This is a genomic window from Spirosoma pulveris (genome assembly GCF_054781875.1).
Genome location: NZ_BAAGTO010000005.1, coordinates 180,498 through 202,021, shown reverse-complemented (window position 1 = coordinate 202,021; position 21,524 = coordinate 180,498). Strand labels below are relative to the sequence as shown.

General features: G+C 46.8%; 17 protein-coding genes. 8 read left to right on the top strand and 9 right to left on the bottom strand.

All coding sequences use genetic code 11. From position 1 onward, the window contains the following. Positions 1 to 363 precede the first annotated feature (363 nt). Positions 364 to 3,297 carry an amidohydrolase family protein gene (locus ACYVJM_RS18640; protein ID WP_461149739.1) on the bottom strand — a complete coding sequence of 978 codons (2,934 nt, stop codon included), beginning with the start codon at positions 3,295 to 3,297 and terminating at the stop codon, positions 364 to 366. 317 nt (positions 3,298 to 3,614) lie between these two features. Here ACYVJM_RS18640 and ACYVJM_RS18635 point away from each other — a divergent pair, with 317 nt between their 5' ends. Then, on the top strand, positions 3,615 to 6,287 hold the full coding sequence (locus ACYVJM_RS18635) for a sodium-translocating pyrophosphatase (RefSeq protein ID WP_461149738.1): 2,673 nt from the start codon (positions 3,615 to 3,617) through the stop codon (positions 6,285 to 6,287). A 159-nt stretch (positions 6,288 to 6,446) separates the two neighbouring features. On the opposite strand, the gene ACYVJM_RS18630 is transcribed toward ACYVJM_RS18635, so the two are convergent. From ACYVJM_RS18630 to ACYVJM_RS18620, 3 genes are all read right to left on the bottom strand, one after another. After that, positions 6,447 to 7,487 (bottom strand): efflux RND transporter periplasmic adaptor subunit, encoded by a 1,041-nt coding sequence (locus tag ACYVJM_RS18630; protein ID WP_461149737.1) that lies wholly within the window; start codon positions 7,485 to 7,487, stop codon positions 6,447 to 6,449. 310 nt (positions 7,488 to 7,797) lie between these two features. Beyond that, positions 7,798 to 8,172 (bottom strand): YtxH domain-containing protein, encoded by a 375-nt coding sequence (locus ACYVJM_RS18625; protein WP_461149736.1) that lies wholly within the window; start codon positions 8,170 to 8,172, stop codon positions 7,798 to 7,800. A 45-nt stretch (positions 8,173 to 8,217) separates the two neighbouring features. Beyond that, positions 8,218 to 8,469 carry a YtxH domain-containing protein gene (locus ACYVJM_RS18620; RefSeq protein ID WP_461149735.1) on the bottom strand — a complete coding sequence of 84 codons (252 nt, stop codon included), beginning with the start codon at positions 8,467 to 8,469 and terminating at the stop codon, positions 8,218 to 8,220. A 1,096-nt stretch (positions 8,470 to 9,565) separates the two neighbouring features. Between ACYVJM_RS18620 and ACYVJM_RS18615 the strand changes: the two genes are divergently transcribed. Further along, positions 9,566 to 9,940, top strand: a complete 375-nt coding sequence (locus ACYVJM_RS18615) for a response regulator (protein ID WP_012925365.1) — start codon at positions 9,566 to 9,568, stop codon at positions 9,938 to 9,940. 100 nt (positions 9,941 to 10,040) lie between these two features. Further along, positions 10,041 to 11,513: a sigma-54-dependent transcriptional regulator gene (locus ACYVJM_RS18610; RefSeq protein ID WP_461149734.1), complete on the top strand. Its 1,473-nt coding sequence runs from the start codon at positions 10,041 to 10,043 to the stop codon at positions 11,511 to 11,513. Between the two features lie 77 nt (positions 11,514 to 11,590). On the opposite strand, the gene ACYVJM_RS18605 is transcribed toward ACYVJM_RS18610, so the two are convergent. Then, entirely contained in the window at positions 11,591 to 12,235 is a 645-nt protein-coding gene (locus tag ACYVJM_RS18605) for a porin family protein (protein ID WP_461149733.1), read from the bottom strand. 595 nt (positions 12,236 to 12,830) lie between these two features. On the opposite strand from ACYVJM_RS18605, the gene ACYVJM_RS18600 reads away from it, so the two are divergent. From ACYVJM_RS18600 to ACYVJM_RS18580, 5 genes are all read left to right on the top strand, one after another. Then, entirely contained in the window at positions 12,831 to 13,271 is a 441-nt protein-coding gene (locus tag ACYVJM_RS18600; protein WP_012925368.1) for a response regulator, read from the top strand. A gap of 87 nt (positions 13,272 to 13,358) precedes the next feature. Continuing rightward, positions 13,359 to 14,837 carry a two-component system sensor histidine kinase NtrB gene (locus ACYVJM_RS18595; RefSeq protein WP_461149732.1) on the top strand — a complete coding sequence of 493 codons (1,479 nt, stop codon included), beginning with the start codon at positions 13,359 to 13,361 and terminating at the stop codon, positions 14,835 to 14,837. 291 nt (positions 14,838 to 15,128) lie between these two features. Further along, the gene (locus ACYVJM_RS18590; RefSeq protein ID WP_461149731.1) at positions 15,129 to 15,341 is read left to right on the top strand and encodes a DUF2188 domain-containing protein; all 213 of its coding nucleotides are present in this window, start codon (positions 15,129 to 15,131) and stop codon (positions 15,339 to 15,341) included. A gap of 533 nt (positions 15,342 to 15,874) precedes the next feature. Then, positions 15,875 to 16,378, top strand: a complete 504-nt coding sequence (locus ACYVJM_RS18585; RefSeq protein WP_461149730.1) for a pyridoxamine 5'-phosphate oxidase family protein — start codon at positions 15,875 to 15,877, stop codon at positions 16,376 to 16,378. A gap of 166 nt (positions 16,379 to 16,544) precedes the next feature. Beyond that, a complete protein-coding gene (locus tag ACYVJM_RS18580) occupies positions 16,545 to 17,276 on the top strand; it encodes a DUF3891 family protein (RefSeq protein WP_461149729.1) in 732 nt (243 codons plus the stop codon). A gap of 70 nt (positions 17,277 to 17,346) precedes the next feature. On the opposite strand, the gene glgX is transcribed toward ACYVJM_RS18580, so the two are convergent. The 4 genes from glgX to ACYVJM_RS18560 form a co-directional block, all read right to left on the bottom strand. Continuing rightward, positions 17,347 to 19,473 (bottom strand): glycogen debranching protein GlgX, encoded by a 2,127-nt coding sequence (gene glgX / locus ACYVJM_RS18575; RefSeq protein WP_461149728.1) that lies wholly within the window; start codon positions 19,471 to 19,473, stop codon positions 17,347 to 17,349. Positions 19,474 to 19,612: 139 nt separating this feature from the next. Continuing rightward, the gene (locus ACYVJM_RS18570) at positions 19,613 to 20,068 is read right to left on the bottom strand and encodes a ferritin-like domain-containing protein (protein WP_461149727.1); all 456 of its coding nucleotides are present in this window, start codon (positions 20,066 to 20,068) and stop codon (positions 19,613 to 19,615) included. 125 nt (positions 20,069 to 20,193) lie between these two features. Continuing rightward, positions 20,194 to 20,412 (bottom strand): hypervirulence associated TUDOR domain-containing protein, encoded by a 219-nt coding sequence (locus ACYVJM_RS18565; RefSeq protein ID WP_461149726.1) that lies wholly within the window; start codon positions 20,410 to 20,412, stop codon positions 20,194 to 20,196. Positions 20,413 to 20,424: 12 nt separating this feature from the next. Beyond that, entirely contained in the window at positions 20,425 to 21,135 is a 711-nt protein-coding gene (locus ACYVJM_RS18560; protein ID WP_461149725.1) for an OmpA family protein, read from the bottom strand. Positions 21,136 to 21,524 lie beyond the last annotated feature (389 nt).

The following is a 21,524-nucleotide window of genomic DNA, read 5'->3' as shown; positions in this document are numbered from 1 at the left end:
ACCTGTGTGTGAATATGTAGAATAAATTTTTAACAAATAGATTAAATTTGGAATTATATATTAGTTATACAAAATATTTCAAAATAAATTATATTTTAATCTGATTTTAACCGTAGTTTATTTGGGTTAAGGTATGTATGTCTTAAGTTGTTTATAGATAGACGTTTACCGCTTATTTGGGTTATAGCTTGTCGGCAAATTCGGAGTTTGCCGGGGTGTAATTAGTGTAGGTCTATATACGGTAACTACTTAGTTCGTGTAACGCATAAATGCCCGACTTTACCGGATAAACTAGACGGTAAAGTCGGGCATTGGGATCACGAAGGATAGCTATCGTCGACCTCGTGAGTCATCCGGGCACTATCAGGGCCGGGTAAGGAGTTGGTTTATAAGTAGAACTTCGCCGTTTCGAATAACCTGCTCTACATTTAGGGCATCCTTTATGTTAGTGAGGGGATCTCCGTCAACAATCACCAGATCGGCTAGTTTGCCCGGTTCAATCGACCCAAGGTCTTTGCTGACTCCTACGGTCTCAGCCGCCCACAACGTAGCCGAGCGTAATGCCTGATACGGCGTTAGGCCCGCCCCAACAAACGATTGAAGCTCGGTATGCAGGCTCATACCGTAGGGCACAAAAGGGCTGTCGGTACCGGTAGTCACGTGGGCTCCGGCGTCAATCAGGGCTTTTACGCCTTTCTGGAGATTTCCGAAGTTGCTTAGATAACCAGGGCTCAACTTAGCATACTGAGCCGACCCGGCCAGAAGGGCATTTGTGTACTCTTCCGAATAGAACGTTTTATACTGCCGATTTTCGAGTAGACTGGGGTCGTTCGTTGTTAGTACTGAAAAACCGCCCTGCAGGGAAGCCGTGGGTGTAATGTTCATGCCGGATTTAGCCAGTAGCTGAATCACGTCCTGATAGCTGTGGTTCATGGCCGTAATCTTGGGCGAGTAGCCCCGCCGACTTGTGCCGCCAATGTGTTCTACGGCATCGACATCATAGCGCATAGCCGGGAAAATCTCATGCGAGGATACCGGTAAGCCGTGGGCGTGGGCGAATTCCGTAATGCGTTGCTGTTTGTTATCCGGCATACGAACATAGGTTTTGATCAGGTCATAGCCCAATTGTACGGCCCGGTTGAGTTCACGGTCAAGTTGCTCATCGGAGTTGATGCTGGTGGCGGCTCCGTAATAAATTCGGTTGCCGTCGGTTAAGCCGCCCGTAAAGAATTGCCGGGGGCCAGGCCGTACGCCACTGGCCCAGGCTTCTTTTCGTTCGAGGGCGTCGTAGGGGTCGGCACCGGGTTCGCGAATGGAGGTGATGCCGAAGGATAACCACAGCCGACCGATTTTTTCGCCCACCATCGAGTGCTGATGGGTATGCATTTCAAACAAGCCGGGGATAATCGTTTTGGTCGACGCGTCGATCAGTTTACCCGGCCGCCCTGCCTGATGGGGTAGAACCGCCTTGATCCGGTGCCCATCGATAATGATGTCGACGTTGTTACGGTACGTGCTGGATTTCCCATCAAACAGCCGTCCGGCATGAACGACTACGGTTCCTGTCGGCTGGCTTATCGTCCAGGAGAGGTCCATCGGGTAAGTATCGATGTGCCCGTCTGATAGAAAAACCTGTTTGAAAACGTCCGTTGCCAGAAATAACAGGCTTTTTGAGTCACTCGTCCAGGTGGGTGTCTCGGCCTGTTCAGTCGTCAGCTGGCGGGGTGTGCCAACGATGGTGCCGTCGGGTTTAACATCGGTAATCCACAGGAGCCCATCGAGCACATACGCCATTTTAGTGCCATCCGGCGACCAGACAGGCCCATTTTGCCCGCGTGTGGCGAGGCTGTGGTTTGGTGCGGGCGATACATAACGGTCGTTTTTACCATCGAATGATAGGAGCAGCACCTCACTAACGCCTTCGCGGTACCGCGACGAGTAGGGGTGAAGGGCCGACACGGCAATGGTTTTGCCATCCGGCGACCAGCTTGCCTGACTCGGAACAAACAACGACTCGTGTAGTTTTCGCGTTTTGGGCACCGTTACATCAGCAGTATAGGTCACATCGGCTGCATAGAGCGTACTGCGGCCCCAGGCATTTCTCGGGTCGCTTTGGTAAAAGGCGATCTTGCTGCCATCCGGTGACCAGGTTGGGTAATGAAGGTCATCCGCCATATCTACCAGCAGCCGGTCCTGTCCGGTTTTAAGGTCACGAATCCAAACGTCCATATTCCCGTTTCGATCCGACACATACGTCAGTTTAGTGCCATCTGCCGACCAGCCGGGTTCAACTTCCATAGACTGCCCCTTGGTCAGGCGTTCGGGCACTTTGTTTCCTTTCGTCAACAGCCAAAGGTCGCCCAGTGCAGCAAATGCAATCTGTTTACCATCAGGCGAAATCGCCGATCCTTTAATGCCTTTAACAAGCTGTGGTTTCCGGCTGTCGAAATCGTAGGTTTTTCGTTTGTAGGTGTTCCTGGGTAACGTAATGACCACCTGAAACGGAATGGTCTGTGCTGTTGCGCTACCCAGCCGACGCCGTTTCAGGAGCCCATCGGCTGTATATAGATACGTATCTGCCGAAAACCAGCTGGCCCGAAACGGGAAAACATCTTCTTTGGCCTCCGTCAATATTTCCGCTTTCCCATCGGCAACGGATGCCCTTGCCAGGCCGCTTTGGGTATTGTTTAAAGTATTGTAAAATAACTGCGACCCATCGGGTTGCCAGGATACACCCGCCAGTTTGCTTGTTGAGGGAGTAACCAATTTTTCAGTACCGCCTAATGGGAGAACATAAACGCCCGGCGCATCCGTCCGATCAGAAATATAGGCGACCTGTTTGCCATCCGGTGCGTAAGCGGGATTGAAATCGTTACCTGAGTCGTGGGTCAGTTGGGTCAGTTTTCCATCGTCCAGATTTAGTTGCCAGATGTCATAATTACCACTTCTGTCGGAGGCAAAAATCAGTTGTTTGCCATCCGGCGACCAGTGGGGTTCACGGTCATCAAAAAGTCCGTTAGTGAGTTGCCGGGGTTTGCCACCCGCTGCCGAAACTGTCCATATATGGTACCGTCCGTCCCAGAACGAGTGGAACGCAATTTGTTGCCCATCCGGCGACCAACTCGGCTGTCGGCAGTCGCCCAGCGGGTCGGTCAATGGTTTGGCAACACCGCCCGTTGCGGGCAAAAGCCAGATGGTTCCCTGTAAGTCAATGACAATCTGCCGTTTATTGGGTGAAAGGTCGGCAGCCATGTTGGTTCCCTCTTTAACAAGTACCCGCAAGGAATCGGCACTCATTGACTGTGATGCGTTTGGGTAAAAATAGATAAGCCAGAATTGTATGGTTGTAAGTAGCTGAAATGCCAAACTGATATTCTGCATAAGGTTATAAATTCAATAGATATATTTTATCCAGACTTGTTTTTCATGAACCTACACAGCCTGCTCGCTACTTCCAAATGTGGACTCGATTTGTACCGCTGTAATTAGAAAACTCCTTGAATAACCGAAAAAATCCTCAAAAAAAGTCAATGAATTTACCTTGAGTTTGGTCGTATTGCAGAGGCAAATTCTATCTTTGCGGGCAATCAACCCTTTAACTTCTACCTATTTCTATGAATTACAGTGTTTATCTGGTCCCCATCCTTGGCGTTGTAGGCCTGCTGGTGATGTTTACCAAATTTATGTGGGTTTCGAAGCAGGAAGCCGGTGACGCCAGGATGCAGGAAATTGCGGGCTACATTGCTGATGGAGCGATTGCTTTTCTTAAAGCAGAGTGGCGTGTTCTCACCTATTTTGGCATTATCGTAGCGCTTCTGCTGGCCTACATGGGCAGCCTGGTGCCAAACTCCAGTCCAATCATTGGATTTTCTTTTATTCTCGGCGCGTTCCTATCGGCGCTGGCCGGGTACATTGGTATGAATATAGCCACGAAGGCAAACGTTCGTACCGCTCACGCAGCCCGCACAAGTTTGACTAAAGCCCTCGAGGTTTCGTTTACAGGTGGCTCTGTAATGGGGATCGGTGTTGCCGGTATTGCGGTGCTGGGACTGGGTAGCCTGTTCATTGTTCTCTATAAATTGTATGTTGAGCCATCGGGCGATGTCAACGGTTTACCCATGGAAAAAGCCCTCGAAGTATTGGCAGGCTTCTCGCTCGGTGCCGAATCCATCGCGCTTTTTGCGCGGGTGGGAGGTGGTATCTATACCAAAGCCGCTGACGTTGGTGCTGACCTTGTGGGTAAAGTAGAGGCTGGTATTCCGGAAGATGACCCACGCAACCCGGCCACGATTGCCGATAACGTAGGCGACAACGTAGGTGATGTAGCTGGTATGGGTGCCGACTTATTTGGTTCATACGTAGCCACGATTCTGGCAACGATGGTGCTGGGCCGCGAGATCGTTATCCCGAATGATCCGATTATAGGTCACGCCCCCATTGTACTACCGATGGTCATTGCCGGTCTGGGTCTGATTTTCTCCATCATCGCGACCTATCTGGTTCGTGTGAAAGACGACAACGGTAACGTGCAGGCTGCTCTGAACCTGGGCAACTGGGCATCGATTGGTATTACGCTGGTTGCTTCCTATTTTCTGGTCAACGCTATGCTGCCCGAAGGCGTGATGTCCATTCGGGGGGTTGAGTTCGACCGGATGGATGTGTTTTATGCCATCGTAACAGGTCTTATTGTGGGTGCGCTGATGAGCATCATTACGGAATATTATACCGCTATGGGTCGTCGTCCGGTGCTGTCGATCATTCGTCAGTCGGCAACGGGCGCTGCTACCAACATCATTGGTGGTCTGTCGGTTGGTATGGAGTCGACGGTGTTGCCAATTTTAGTGCTGGCTGCCGGTATCTATACGTCATATCACTTTGCCGGTCTGTACGGGGTGGCTATCTCGGCCGCCGGTATGATGGCGACAACTGCCATGCAGTTGGCCATCGACGCTTTCGGACCAATCGCTGATAATGCCGGTGGTATTGCCGAAATGAGTTATCTGCCCGAAGAAGTTCGTGGTCGTACCGATATCCTGGATGCCGTTGGGAACACGACAGCCGCCAGTGGTAAAGGGTTCGCTATTGCTTCGGCTGCCTTGACAGCCCTGGCCCTGTTTGCGGCTTTTGTGGGTTTGTCGGGTATTTCGGCTATTGACATCTACAAGGCCGATGTGTTGGCCGGTCTCTTTGTGGGTGGTATGATTCCGTACATCTTCTCCTCGCTGGCGATTGCGGCTGTGGGTCGTGCGGCTATGGCGATGGTAGAAGAAGTTCGTCGCCAGTTCCGCGAGATTCCCGGAATTATGGAAGGAACGGGCAAGCCGGAATATGAAAAATGCGTAGCTATTTCAACGCAGGCGTCGATTCGCGAAATGATTCTTCCGGGCGCTATTGCCCTGACAGTTCCGGTTATTGTGGGCTTTATTTTTGGCCCCGAAGTACTGGGTGGTGTGCTGGCCGGTGTAACAGTATCGGGCGTGCTGATGGGTATTTTTATGAACAACGCCGGTGGTGCCTGGGATAACGCCAAGAAATCCTTTGAAAAAGGGGTATTGATCAACGGCGAGATGTATTATAAAAAATCTGAGCCCCACAAGGCATCGGTTACGGGCGATACCGTTGGTGATCCGTTCAAAGATACATCCGGTCCATCCATGAACATCCTGATCAAACTGATGTCCATCGTGTCGCTTGTCATTGCGCCGTACATTGCGGTTAAATCGACTTCGGCGAGCGAAGGTAATCGGGAAGGTATTACGGCTCAGGGCGGTATGCCTGGCGTTGATCTGGAAAAGTCAACAGCGGCCGAAAACATAACAGTGACGGAGAATGTACTGAAGTTTAAAAACGATAAAACCGGTGTCGACCTGAATTTGTCGGGTGTGGGTAAAATTGAAGAACAACTTATTGAGTTCATCAACTCCGATAAGGCTGTCGATAAGGAAACCTGGTTCGATTTTGATAAGCTGACGTTCGAAACCGGCAAAGCGACGCTAAAGCCAGAATCTCAGGTGCAATTAGGTAACGTTGCACAGATTTTGAAAGCATATCCTAATGTGAATGTTAAGGTTGGTGGCTATACGGATAACACGGGTGTGGCTGCCAGCAACCTTAAACTCTCTCAGGATCGCGCTAATTCCGTTCGGGTTGAGTTGGAGAAACTAGGAATAAGCAACGATCGGCTGGCCGCAGAAGGCTATGGCCAGGAGCACCCGGTTGCATCGAACGACACCGAAGAAGGCCGGGCACAAAACCGCCGGATTTCGATGCGGGTAACAAAGAAGTAGTCAGAACGGCCAATAAGTAGGTTCTTATATCGGAAAGTCAGCTCATTACGTGGGCTGACTTTCTTTTTTTATCTACTAGTTCAACTCACACGAAATCAATTGATGAGGGAACTCAAAACCGGAGAGAGTGGGCAAATTAATACGTAGAATCATACCGGATCAGCTTCCCAGAGCATTGTAAATCAGCAACTGGTTTGTGGTAACAACCCGGTCTCCGGGGGCAACACCGCCTGACAGGTAAGTCTTCTTGCCAATGGTTTTGTAGATCGAAACTTCGCGGACAACAGGCTGATTTTCTTTGTTGACCATCACGACGAAGTTGCGATTCTTGTCAAAAACAACAGCAGCCGCCGGAATGGCTACCCGCTGGTCATGGCCGGCATACGTAACGCTCACATTGGCGAACATTTCGGGTTTTAGCCGGTAATCGGCGTTATCAAGTGTAACGCGTACTTTAAGGGTTTTACTGTCGGGGTCGAGGACATTGAATATCTTGTCGATCCGTCCGTGAAAAACTTTATCGGGGTAGGAGATGGTCGTTATGGTTGCCGGGTCGCCTTCATGAACATTGGCCAGATCAGACTCATACACGTTAGCCAGTACCCAAACATGGTCGAGGTTGGAAACGGTGAACAGGTTTTCCGGATCATCTGAGCGAAGTTCCATACCCGACGAAGCTGTTTTTTCGACGATAAACCCATTCATGGGCGATTTGACCAGATAAACGGAGCCTGTGCCACCAACAATTCGGCGACGTTCGCCAACCCGGTTAAGTTCTCCTTTAGCCGCTTGTAGCTGTTCCTGACTGGCAACCAGGTCTTTTTGCGAGCTAAGACCGGCCTTGGTCATATCTTCCGTTACCTGCTGGTTCTTTTGTGCAACTGCAAGTTGCCCGCGTGCCGAGATGGCCTGTTGTTCGAGGTCGGCAAGATCACCGGAGCGAATAACTGCCAGTACCTGACCTTTCCGGACGTAATCGCCCAGATCGGCCTTTAACGTCTCTATATGGCCGCCGACCAGCGGAAATACCTTAACTACCTGATCCTGGTTGAAGGTAATCTTACCCGTCAGGTTTAGTTCGTTTTTAGCATTTTCCAGCTTTGCCGTATCGAGGGTAGCCGTGGCCAGAAGGTTGCTCTGTCGGCGTGTTGTTTCGGTTGAAGTTCCATCGGCTTTCGTTTCACTCCGACAGCTCGCCAAGCCAGACAGGAACAGTAATCCGACCAATACCTGGCTACAAAGCCAGAGCGGCCTGACAGATTGAGAAGATTGCGCTCTAATTAACTGGTGACGCAGCTGAAGCCACCACCTGTGAAGTGGGAAGCTATTTATTGGGTAAAGCAGGTGTTTGTTCATGGCTATGTTCTTGATAACAAAAGTCTGCATCGCCAATTAAACGCTCCTTAAACGAAAATTAAAAGGTAGTTAAACCCATATAACACGCAAAATCCCCACCGGAGACCGATGGGGATTGGCTTTCAAGAACGTTGAGTAAATCGTGTATTAAGGCTTAATTGACTTTAAACGAAGACTGCGCATCGTTTATACCCTCGCGGGCGTCGTCTGCCAGTTCATCAACTTTGTCGTTGTACTGACTCTTAGCGTTCTCTTTGTTTGCATTGACCGTAGACTGAGCCTGATCTTTATACTGGTTAAGCTGATCCTTAGCTTTTTCAGTATACTGGCTCACCTGGGTTTTTGCCTGTTCGAATCCTTCTTTAACCTGCGATACGCCTTTTTCCCACTGATCTTTCAGATCGCCGGAACGCTTATTAGCCTCTTCGGTTAATTTATCTCTTGTTTCTTTACCGCTACGTGGAGCTGTCAGGATACCAATAACAACGCCTGTGATAATACCGGTCAGAAAATCTCTTGTGCTTCTCATGATTTGTTTGTTTTAGGTGAGTTGGTAGATAAGATAGTGAATTAATTACTGTCTTGCTTTTCGCTTAGCCTGGCTAACTACATCCTGGGTCTTTTCGGCAGCAGAGTCTACATAATCATTGTATTGACTTTTGATGCTCTCCAAACCCGACTGGAGCTGATCCTGAAGATCTTTAAAGAACGAGTCAGATTCTGACGAAATGCGCTTACGAGTTTTCTGGCCACTTTCCGGAGCCAGTAAAATTCCAACAACAGCTCCAACAGCTAATCCTACTAATATTCCTGGCAATGCTTTCATGGTTTCTGAAACTTTTGTGAATGATTTACTAAGTTATCAATGACTGGTGGATAGAAAATTTTGTACCAGTAATAAATTCAGAGGGGTAAGCCTTTGATAACAAGTTTGTTACCTATTTGCTGTACACTTGCTTGCGCTTTCTTTATTGAGGACTTTTTTCTACAAGGGCGTCCACGATTTACGCAACTGTGCCCCACTGTCAGGTTAGAATTATAAGCTTTGCACTGCAATTATACAGGTTTAGATTGAGCAGGTCACATCTTTTGAAAAGGGGTAAAATAAAAATCCCCGCGCTCAATTTGGCGCAGGGATTCCGTACCCACCGTAACTTGTACTTAACCTAAAATGAAATCACCTAAATGAATAGGAATGTTATTTAGACTGTCATAAGCCCTTTCGGGTTACTTAATCAATATTTCTAAGGTACTTTTATCTTCACACAGCGCAACATCGTACCAGACAAAGTATAACTGCAATTACTGCAACTACGAATGATGTGTGGATTAGACCGCTAGTTGCGGTGCCCATTTTCTCGACTTCCGGGAATCCCGAAAGTTACGTGTTGACAGGCACTGCCGCTATCGTGTAAAGAAGGTTTCCCATTATGTTTCGTGAGTAAATCAGAATAAGCCATTTTGCAATCGATAAGGTTTAGAGAAAAATTTGTGCCAACTACCATTAAATTCAACGGATGTGGTAGAGTTAGGTTGACAAAACGGCCTATTGGCTTGGAAATGAGCAAATAGAGGCATTTTTTATTTGAGTGCCAAGAAAAATGAGCCTTGTGTAAAAAAATCAAAAAGTGGGGAAATTGTTCCACATGTGTGGAATTAACGTGGAAAAATGGCCCATTCTACACAACTGCCAAGTGTAACTCACTGAAACTATATCGTTTAAAAATGAGTAGTATTAATCCGCAAACAGTTAAGTTATCGGCTTTTAATGGATATAATGAGCTTATTTCTGTAGTCTTATGAATTTTCGGCATCATATTTTATATAGAGAATGAATAAGTAAGAAATTTTAGAAAACGAAATTCACCGTGGTAAGACCGATAATAGGCGTTAATGCGGGACAGCAATTTAGACCAACCGTAATGAATACAACAGCTCTTGCAAAACGAGTGTTGATTGTCGATGATGAAGCGGATATATGTTTGCTATTATCTGGACTGTTACGTCGGTTGGGCTATCAGCCTACCTGTGCTCATTTTATAGAAGAAGGGCGTCAGTGGCTCGATTCACAACAGTTCGACGCAATATTTTTAGACTTGAATCTTCCGGATGGACTGGGCTTTGATTTGCTTCCTTTTATTAAGGACGGTCAAAATGAGGCCAAAGTAATCATGATTAGTGCCTTCGACGGGCAGGCTGAAAGACGACGCGCAACGGAGCAGGGAGCCGACTATTTTATTGGTAAACCATTTACCCGACGCTCGGTTGAGACAGCTTTGCAAACCATTCAGGTTTGAGTAACTTTGTTCATAAAGCCAACAATGGCTACCTCCCGTTGCACATGTTGTGTGCAGCTTAGCCTGAGTGTGGTCTATTTGAACAAGCTTCTTCCTCTTCATGGAAAAAATTCTGATTATTGACGATAACAATGATATATGTCTGCTTTTAGAGCGCTATTTAACCAAGCAGGGGTATAAGACGGCATCAGTTCAGCGAGGGGATGATGGTCTCGTTCTATTGCGAAAAGAGTCTTTTGAGTTAGTCATTTGTGATTTTAAGCTTCCCGATATAGATGGCCTTGAAATGCTTCGCCGTATTAAGGTGATGCATCCAACGACAGCCGTTATCATTATTACAGGTTACTCCGATGTTCGTGTTGCCGTACAGACGGTGAAACACGGGGCATATGATTACGTAACCAAACCCCTCTATCCCGACGAGATTCTGTACACGATCAAGGGCGCCCTCGAGCGTCGTGTACAATCGCTGAGTCAGACAAAGTCAGCCACACCGGCAGCAACACCCGCTGCAAAGTCCAGCACCGTTAAAGCGGCCTCCAGTAAGTTATCACTGACACCTGACGGAAAACGGTTCATCTTCGGAAAAAGCCGGGCCGCTGAACAACTTCAGAAACATATTGACTTGATCGCCCCTACCGATATGTCCGTTATCATAACGGGCGAAACCGGTACGGGAAAGGAGTTTGTGGCCAATGCCATTCACCTCAAGAGCAAACGAGCCGATAAGCCTTTTATAGCGATCGACTGCGGAGCCCTGGGGAAAGAACTGGCAGGTAGTGAATTGTTCGGCCATGTGAAAGGCTCGTTTACCGGCGCTATGTCCGATAAAGCCGGTAGTTTCGAATACGCGAACGGTGGAACCATTTTTCTCGATGAAATTGGCAATCTGTCGTACGATAACCAAATCAAGCTATTAAGGGTCTTGCAGGAGCGAAAAATCCGGCGTATTGGCAGCAACCAGGATATACCGGTTGATGTACGGATCATTGTTGCTACGAATGAAGACCTTCGCGAAGCCGTTCGGCAGGGGAAATTCAGAGAAGATATCTACCATCGTATTGCCGAGTTCGAGATGCATCTGTCGCCTTTGCGTGAGCGAAAAGCCGATGTAATGATCTTTGCCGAACACTTTCTTGAGTTAGCCAATCAGCAACTGGAGAAAGATATTTTGGGTTTTGACGAGGAAGCGAAAGAAAAACTGAAAGAATACTACTGGCATGGTAATCTGCGTGAATTGCAGAATGTAGTGAAGCGTGCAGTGCTGCTTACGCAGGGAGACTACATAGAGGCTGATGTATTACCTCAGGAGATTATATCCCCTCAGTATTTGACGGCGGAAGACACTGGCACGCCTTCTATTCAGATCAACTATGACCCCGCCCGCCCTGGTGTACCGGTCTTCAGTCAATCGGCGGCCAACCTGAAATCAGTTTCAGAGAACGCCGAACGGGCTGCCATTTTGAAAGTTCTGGAGAAAACTGGATACAACAAAACCAAAGCTGCTGAAGTGCTTAATATTGACCGTAAAACCTTATACAACAAACTGAAGGCTTACGACATCCATTTATAAAGTGAGTTACTAACCCAACTAAAAAGGCCAAACGCTTAATGCGTTTGGCCTTTTTAGTTGGGGACTGTTTTGTGAACTTAGTTGATGCTGAAACCAACTGAAAGCAGACCAACACCATTTTTGGCACTTCCCAGTAATGTTTTAGCGGCTCCGCTATTGGCAACCTGCTGAAGACCCTGTTCATAACGGGCTCCGATGAAGGCTTTACCAAAATAAAGGTTGATGCCACCCGCAATACCGTAATCTATTTTGTTGAAATTATCCCGGTTGATTGCCGCTGTGCCCGTACCAAAATCGCTGTTTGAATTGATGTTCGAGTTCAAAAGATAGGATACGTACGGACCTGCCTGAAGTTCGACCGCCTGACCAAGTTTGAACGTCGCAAGAACTGGCAATTCAGCATAGTTGAGCTTGAAGGTATTCTTTCCATTAACGCCAAGAACATTGAAATCAGCTGATGCCCCCTTTGTCATATACAGCAACTCGGGCTGAATGGCAAAAAACTCCCCAATAGGCGCCTGAGCAAATACACCCACATGATACCCAATACGCTCGTTCTTATTGGTTGCACCCTGGCTGTCATAAAACAGTGAACTGGCATTTAAGCCACCTTTAATACCAACTCGTGTCCGTCCCTGAGCCAAGGCATCTGATGAATTGAAAACAATTGTACCGGTTAATAAAACGGCACTTGTCAGCAAGGTATTGACTAACTTTTTCATAACGATTAGTGAATTAGAAAACAGATTATAAAATTATCTGTGTTAGCTCATAATAGGTTAAAATCGTGCCAATACCCTTTCCAGGAGATGCATTAGCCCTATAGCGTTGTATTATACCTATTTGTGGGTTGAGAAATATTAAATTGATGTTAGGCATAAACTGACACCTTGCGGAGGAAATTCCCCATTTTGTGGAAGCGTATAATCAATATGTAAAAATTAGCCTCTCGAATAAAGTAAGTATAAATTTTAAGATTTTTAGTAGGTTTAGCGCAAATAAGCATTGCCAGTGGGCCATTAATTAACAATACTTACTTTTGTGTAATAAAGTGTTTGTTGTAATTAATAAAAGCGAATAGTATGTTTCATAATATTAAAATCAACACGAAATAAAATAACATATGGTTTAGTACTGTATGATCAATTGAAAAACAATGTTTTTAAGTATCTTTGAAATAAAGAATCGCTTCCTGATTTATTGAAATTAGATTTTAATGTTTACTATAAAAGCAGTAAGCTATTATAATAAACATTCACCTGAATGTACAAATCAATACAATTAGGTTGCCGTAACTTCTTTATCCAATTTAACCGTATGCACCGTAAGCAAGCCCTCATGACCATTCTCATTGCCGATGACGATTCCGATGATCGCTTATTCATGGAACGCGCCCTTCGACAGAGTGGGTACACACAAACTATTCAATTCGTTGAAGACGGCGAGGATCTGATGGAGTATTTACACCGTAAAGGTCGTTATACCGAACAAAATGCGCCTTGGCCGGACCTTCTGATTCTTGATCTGAATATGCCGCGGAAGAACGGATTTCAGGCACTTAGCGAAATTAAAGACGACTCTAAATTACGTCGATTACCCGTTGTTGTTATGACAACGTCCTCAGCCGATGAAGATATATTGAAGACATATACATTAGGCGTGAATTCATTCGTTACAAAGCCATTCAACTTTAACCGGCTGGTTGAAATGGTTGGGGCGCTGAAAACCTACTGGATGGACACTGTTAAATTACCGTAAGTTGTATTTATGTTATTGGTAAAATACCTCGTTACTGGTGTTTGTGTCTGCCAGTTGTTCACTATGATTAGTTAACTGATTGCCTTTATGACTCCTGTTGCAGCTGTACTCAATGTTACTGATGAGGAAGAAATGATCCGCGTGCTTCTTATTGAAGATGACGAGGACGATTATTTGTTGACAAAAGCATTGGTGTCAGCTAAAGAAAATGCAACAATTAAACTAGACTGGGTAGATAGTTACGATCTTGCTTTGGATACCATCGACGCCCATAAGCACGACGTGTACCTCGTTGATTATCGATTGGGGCACCATACCGGGATTGATCTTATCCAGGAAGCTTTTCGTCGGGGGTGCCGGGCACCTATGATTCTGCTCACCGGTCAGGATGACCTTACTGTAGATCAGTCGGCGCTGGAATTAGGTGCGGCAGATTACCTGGTTAAAGGAAGAATTGATGCCCAATTGCTCGGACGAAGTATTCGGTACGCCCTTCGTCAGGCGAGTGTGTTAGCAGAAGTAGCTCAGAAAGAGAATAAATATCGGTCTCTGTTTGAACGATCGATCGATGCCATTTTTGTCGCCAGTAATGAGCTTCGCTTTCAGGATGCCAATTCATCCGTCGAACGCTTGCTGGGCTACAGTCGTGACCAATTACGAACCCTCAATCCCGCACGCCTGTTTGCCGACCTGAATCAACTGCGTAATTTACGTTTCAACGTTCGGGAGCACGGGCAGATAAAAGATTTCGAAACTACACTGATCCATCGGACCGGGCGCAAACGGATCTGCCTTATTTCTGTCTGGGCCGTTGAAGACTTCGTTGGCCGGCCCGAATGGTACCAGGGTATTGTACGTGATATTACCGATGAGAAGAAAGCGCAGCAGGATCTTATCCTGGCCGAGAAGCTGACAATGACCGGCAAGATTGCCCGCAGTATTGCCCACGAAGTTCGGAATCCCCTTACTAATCTTAGCCTGGCACTCGAGCAGTTAAAAGACGAACTGGATACCGACAATGAGTACGTCACGATGTTTACGGACATCATTGGCCGGAATGTAGACCGTATTGGCCAACTGATCACGGAAATGCTTAATTCATCGAAGCCGCGTGATCTTGATCGGAAAAAGCAGGACTTCAATCAGGTTGTCAAAGAAACGCTGCAGCTCGTCAGCGACCGCATCAAGCTCAAGCGGATGCGGCTGGAAACCAACTTTATCGAAGGAGAATGCCAAGCCCTCATCGACCGTGATCAGGTAAAAACAGCCTTACTTAATATACTCGTCAACGCCGTTGAGGCCATGCAGGAAGGAAAGGGTATATTGTGCGTCAAGACAAGTTGTACGGACGATAAACGGGTTTACGTAGAGGTGACCGATAACGGTGGCGGAATTAGCGAAACAGATCGACAACGCCTGTTTGATCCATTTTTCACCGGTAAATCCGGGGGAATGGGATTGGGCCTAACAGCTACTCAAAACATTATTAATAGCCATAAAGGGTCTATTGAAGTAGAAAGTCAGGTGGGGCTGGGTACAACATTCAGGCTCTACTTTCCAAAATAGACAGGTGGCACCCTTACGTATAAGTGCCACTCAATTCCACAAAAAAGCCAGCTCTGACACAGAGCTGGCTTTTTTGTGGAATTGAGTGGGTATTTTTCTACACATCTTCATAGCTATTTTCTACATAGTATTAATACTTCTCAATAAAATCTGTAGAATAAAAGACGCATTGTTGAAATAGTATTTGTCTGATTATGAGTGTGTTGATTGGCTGTTAACTTCTTCTGCCCCAACCTTATAAAGAAGTGGCACAATATGCGCTATTCTATTAGCAACCTTCATCCAATTATTATGTGGACTACCAAACACTTTCCGGCGGCTATGCGGTCGCTTAATCCGAGTACTCGGGCTAAAGCCATCGAGGTTGCTAACCGGCTGTTGGAACAAGGCCAATTGGATAAGCAGCGCGTAGTTGCTATGAGCATTGAGGAAGCCCGTAGATGGACACGTCTGGAAGCTGCTCACGCGGAGTGGCCCACACCAACGATACGAACATTTGCTTAGTTAACATCAATATAAAGCCATTAACTACCATGATTTGGAAAAAAAGCATCTACGACTCGCTAACCAGTTGCGCCACACTCTGTAACGAGTTTGCTACTGAATGTTCGAACTCCGATTGTATCGAGGACTGTTACCGCAGCATATTTCTAAGCCTTGATTGCAGCGACATGTGCCGGAATTTGGCCATGCTTTATGTACGCGGTTCTGAGAATGCCCGTCTACTGGCACAGACCTGTATCGAAGTCTGTGAAAAGTGTGCTCAGGAGGTTGTTCAAGTTAAGTCGGATCGTGCTCAACAGGTATATGCTATGTGCCAGCAAACAATTTGCAGCTGTGTCAGCATCATTGAGATGAGTTCTCAAACAGGAATAGACCCTAAAAATCCTGCGGTTACGCCAGCATCCTTGTTTTACGGGATCGATCTTCGCGAAACGCTTCATAACTAATTAACCAGACAGTGGTTAATTGATTGTACCAGGTCTGACCGGGTGCAGTCAATTAACCACTTTTCGTTTATCAATTTTCAGAACGTTATGGAAACAAAACCACAATCGAATAAAAAGCTTGAGAAAGTCGCTGATCTGATCGGCGATATTCGCATTGCAATGATGACAACCGTTGATGAGCAAGGTAATTTGGTAAGCCGTCCAATGGCTGCGCTTCAGGTAGATGAGGACGGAACCATTTGGTTTTTCACGCAGCGCACGTCACCGAAAGTAGAACAGATTGATAACGCTGATCATCATGTGAATTTGTCCTTTGCCGATGTTGGTGATGCCAGTTATGTATCCATATCGGGAACGGCGGAGGAGCTGGATGATCGTGCCAAGGTAGATGAGCTCTGGAATCCACAGGCAAAAGCCTGGTTTCCAAAGGGTAAAGATGATCCAAATTTGATTCTGCTCAAGGTGCACACCCACATGGCTGAATACTGGAGTGCCAGTTCGAGTACGATGGTTCGACTGGTGCAGCAGGCCACCGCAGTTGTAACGGGTAATCCACCAAAAATGGGCGAAAACGAGAAAGTATATAACTAGGTGCCGGGTGTTGTAATCGATTGACAGTCCTAAAATAGTTTAATACTTTTTAACACCTGATTTATCAGAAGGCGTAACGAAAGGAGGGGAGTGCTGGAAAGAGAAGGTAGATGATACAATTTCTTTCTTTCAACCCGCTCTACCCGTTGCGCTTTTGTTCTTTCTTATGATTGTTACACAGACAGACGAAGGTTGGGGAATCATTAACCAGCAGGCGCATGGATTGCTGGCCGTTCAACTCGCTTTGCAGTGGCAAGTCGAGAAGCGCCCCGTTCATTGGGTCGAAACCCTGATTGCACTGACAGAGCACGACGACGGACAGGACCCTTGGGAAGGCCGTAATCACCTGACAGCAGCCGGTGCTCCGCTGCACTTTAAAATTCTGGAATATTCAGTCGATCAGTGCCGGAAAATGATTCAGATTGGCTTGCAAAAAAGTCGCTGGAATGCCCTTCTGATGTCATTGCATACCACGTTTCTGTACGAATCAAAACGAGGAACCGACAAAGAACTGGATGATTACCTGAATCAACAAATCACCAACCAAACAAAGTGGCGTAAGGAGTCGAACGCTACAAAAGAAGAAGCGGCCTATGGGTATGCGTTTCTTCAGTGGTGCGATGCGCTGTCTTTAATACTGTGTTTAGAGCAGGTTCCGCCAGAAGGTCGTCGTCTGGAAGTTAGCCTCGGTCCGGATGGTGTACCTTATTTTATATATCAGCGAACAGACGGGCACCTAGCTATGGACCCCTGGCCATTTAAATCCCCGACCTTCAACGTTCATGTGGAGACATTTCAACTCGCTCAGCTTATGTTCAAGAACGACAAACAGCTTTACAATGCTATTCAGGACGCGCCTGTGCGGGTGAAAGAGTGGACATTCAGTAAGGATAAATGACCAGCCGGTCAAGAAACGAAAAAAGCCATAACGATCTGTCATGGCTTTTTTCGTTTCGTATCGAATAAGACTATTTAAGTCGTAATAGCATCGACGAGCGGCCGGTAACATCAATCGAATGGCCACCTTTAACAGTCATGCCTTCCGGATATACCTTCCCTGAGTTCGTATCCATTATAACTTCCCAGTCTTTACTTTTTCGGCCAATCTTGGGAATCATGAACGGTATGGTTTCCCAATAGGAATTCAGAATCCAGATCAACTGTTCATCGCCGATATCCTGCCCATCTTCCGTTTGTTCTGTTACGCGCATGCCGTCAATGAAGAGTGCCAGACAATGCGTATTTGGATTCTGCAAATCGTCACCGGTCATTTCGCCACCATCCGGCAGCAGATAAGCAACCTGATCACTATCGAAGAACCGACGTCGGCTTAGTAATGGAATAGCCTGGCGTAAGGCGGTCAGCTGGCTTGTAAATTCAAATAGTGCCTGTTGTGATTCGTTCCAGTGCCAATCCATCCAGCTGATCTCGCTATCCTGATTGTATCCGTTGTTGTTTCCGTGCTGTGTACGACCGCACTCGTCGCCCATCACCAGCATTGGCGTTCCCTGGCTAAGCAGCATGGTGGCCAGGAAATTGCGTTTCTGTCGCTCGCGCAGCTCATTAATGGCCGGATCATCCGTAGGGCCTTCTGCACCACAATTCCAGCTCAGGTTGTCGTTGGAGCCATCATTGTTATCTTCACCATTGGCTTCGTTGTGCTTCTCGTTGTAGCTAACCAGATCGTTCAACGTGAAGCCGTCATGAGCTGTAATGAGGTTAATGCTGTTTGCCGGAGAGCGACCATCATTAGCATACAAGTCGGGGCTACCCAACAGGCGAACGGCCGTTTCGGCGGCTTTGCCTTCGTCACCTTTCCAGAAGCCTCGGAGGGTATCGCGATACTTACCGTTCCACTCCGACCAGCTCACCGGAAAACCACCCACGTGATACGACTGAATATCCCAAGGCTCTGCAATCAGTTTCACAGAAGCCAGAATCGGGTCTTGAGCTACCGTGTCCAGGAAGGACGAAACGGTACCAAACTCTTCGTCGGTGCGGATCAGGGCAGAGGCCAGATCGAACCGGAAACCATCGACGTGCATATCGGTTACCCAGTACCGCAGACTGTCCATAACCAGTTGGAGAACACGCGGGTGGCTTAAGTTAAACGTATTGCCCGTACCCGTATAATCCATGTAATACGCTGGATTATCGCCTACCTGGTGGTAATAAACCCGGTTGTCGATCCCTTTAAACGAGAGCAGTGGTCCAAGCTGATTGCCTTCGGCGGTGTGATTGTACACAACGTCCAGAATTACTTCTATACCTGCTTTGTGCAGATTCTTGACCATCTGCTTGAACTCAGCTACCTGCTGGCCCGCCATCCCGGACGATGAATAGGTGTTCTGTGGGGCAAAGAAACCAATGCTGTTGTACCCCCAGTAACTTTCATCTGTAAATTGATGAACAGGCAGTAACTCAACGGCTGTAATACCTAAACGTTTGAAATAGTCGATACTTTCGGGTTTGCCAAGGCCGGCATAGGTTCCACGGGCCGTTTCGTTAATGGTGGGGTGCAGGTACGAAAAACCTTTTACGTGCATCTCATAAATGACCGACCGATGCAACGGGATGTCCGGAGCGGAGTCATCTTCCCAATCGAAAGTCTGATCTACCACAACACTTTTTGGCATGGAAGGGCCACTATCTTCCGTGCTCATTGTTAGGAGCTTATTGGCTTCCCGATCGGCATCCATCTTTTTATGGTCGTAACCCAGCCAGGCATCGTTATGATTTACCGGAGCATTTATGGCTTTAGCATATGGGTCAAGCAAGACTTTATTAGGATTGAAGAAGTGCCCGGACGGCGGATCATAAGGGCCATCAACCCGATAGCCATACAATTGGCCAGGCTGTAAGCCATCAAGATAGATGTGCCATACGAGTTCAGTACGCTCTTCCAATGGAATTCGAGCTACTTCATGGCTGGCATCGGCCGGGTCGTAAAGGCACAGATGAACAGCGGTTGCATTTTCACTAAAAAGGGTGAAGTTTACGCCTTCGCCGTCATATGTGGCTCCCAGAGGGTAGGGCTTGCCCGGTTTGGAATGTATGGATTCGAGAGAAAAATCCGATTTGGAATGTTTACTCATAACGTGTTTGTATGAATGTTTTTTTTAGCCGATAAGGGCTTTTATGAATCAACCGCTTGTGCGTTGGGATTGTTTTTAGCCGAGAGAATACAAAAAAGCCTACCCCCAACGGAGGTAGGCTTTCCAATCCCACCATTCACTACACTACCAAGGCCAAACGAGCCATCGTTGCATTGGCCGAATCGATGCTCTGTTTTTGATGGAGCAGTAACTCACGGGTGCTGGCAACCAGGTCGGTTTCCTGCAACACCGAATTATATGTATCAAGGGCTTCCTGATCGCCCCTGTGGCACTCCTGAACGGTTGCTTTATCGTCGTCGGAGGCAAATGTCGATTTTATGTTTATCCAGGCACGGTGCAGGTCGGCCGCAATGCTTGTGCCGTTATCTGGCTCACCGCCTAATGCCCGAATTTCCCGGTCTAATGAAAGTGCAAATTCGCCACGCTGGCGCGACTGATCCAGAAATAAACTTTTCAGATCGTTGTCTTTTGCGTTTTCTGCAGCTTCCTGATATCCTTTTTCAGCGTCGTGGCTGATCGTTAAAAGACGGTTAAGCTGGTCCAGGATTTCTCCTCTTGTTTCCTTTACGTTCATGTCTGTGTATGTTTTGTCGAGTTGTTAATTAGGACTGGTAATCTTATGGTTGAGTAAATCAGAAAGTGCTTGTAATCAATCACTTGTTGGGGCTATGCCCAGTACTTTAGTCTATTGTAGTGCGTCTATTTTTTGCCTTTAGACACCTCACTGGCCGACTTTATAATTTTTTTGTCACCCTGTTTCAGCACAAGCGCAGGTTCTTCTTTAGAGCCTTTACGTTTCACGTTAGTGCCCTGTACTTTCTTCTCTACATCGTCGGTGTGCACTTCGGCAACAACGCCTTCTGCTTTCCCTTTTCCGTAGTTCCAGGTAACTGAATCTCCTTTCTTAACCGTTGCCATAGCTGATTTTATTTATTCGCCGATCTTACCATCTTTTGCATCGCGCTGTAATTGCTTGTTGGCGAAAACAGCAACATCTACGCGACGATTTTTCCGGCGACCTGCTTCTGTTGTATTATCTGCCACAGGCTGTGCTTCGCCGTAACCTATTTCATCAACTCGCGAGGTTTTTACACCCTGCGATTCAAGGAAACTACCAACGGCCTTAGCTCTTTGTTTAGAAAGTTCTAAATTGTGAGCATCCGATCCCGTTGCGTCAGCATGTCCCTCAATTCGGACGTCTGTGTCCTCATACTTGTTGAGGGATTTAGCAAATTCAATGAGTTGTTGTTTGGTTTCTGTCTTCAGGGCATATGAGTCAACATCGAAGAGGATATCCGAACCGAGTGATACTTTTATCCCTTCTCCAACCCGTTCTACCTGAGCATTGGGCATCTGACGTTTAATTTCTTCAGCCTGTTTGTCCATTCTCCGACCAATGACAGCACCGGCAGCACCCCCAACGGTGGCACCAAGGATAGCACCCAATGCAGTATTGCCTGTTTTGTTTCCGATGATTCCGCCGATGACAGCTCCACTACTGGCGCCAATTACGCCACCTTGCTGCGTTTGATTTAATCTTTTTGATGATTTACAACTTGTCAAAACATTACCTGATAAAATACCCGCAGCCATTAATACCGCTAGGGACTTTTTTCCGGCCGATTTCAACTGATTATTCATAGTGTTGTGAACATTTGGTACTGCCTACACTCACCCAAATGCTGTACCACTTTGGTTAGCATGTCTGGTAATCAATCTGAAATTTGAGTACATATGCTTGATTATCAGCATATATGGTATGGATGGTATATTATTTTTTACAGACGGGCACTTCTTATTCTAAAGTAGTTCTGTAGAGTAATCGGGAAGTATGATGCCTATTGTTGTAGAGTGTATTCCACATAATCATAATTACTCCCCAACGCTAGATGGTAAAGGAAACTGCCGCAGGAGATTCAGTCCCTGATAATCGTTTGCAAAAGTCCTTTTGATTGTTGATAATTATTTGGTAATCAGGAAGTTATTTTGGTTGAGTGCTTTGTTTTTATGGGATGTTGATAAACGAAAAC